Annotated in this window: 1 protein-coding gene; it reads left to right on the top strand. The window is 49.3% G+C overall.

From position 1 onward, the window contains the following. On the top strand, positions 1-304 hold a 304-nt coding region (locus tag CVN76_RS02645), incomplete at both ends, for a general stress protein (RefSeq protein WP_198512452.1).

The raw sequence follows: 304 nt of genomic DNA, 5'->3' as shown, positions 1-304 counted from the left end.
TATGAAAATGAAAAAGAAGCGACTGAAGCAGTAGAGAACTTAAAGCAACAAGGTTATACTTCCGAACAAATATCTATCATAGCAAAAAACGTTGACAAATTGCCGAATGAAGCGGAAGAAGTCAGCCCGACAAGGACAGATGGATTGGTTGCTGGTGCAGCAGCAGGCGGAGCTGTCGGATTGACTGGCCTATTGATTGGAATGAGTGCATTGGCCGTACCGGGAATAGGACCGATATTGGCAGCCGGGCCGATATTCGCTACATTTGGGGGAGCGGCAGCCGGGGCAGCCTCAAGATCGGAAG

It is taken from the genome of Bacillus sp. mrc49 (assembly GCF_002803435.1).
This window is presented reverse-complemented; position numbering and strand designations above follow the sequence as displayed.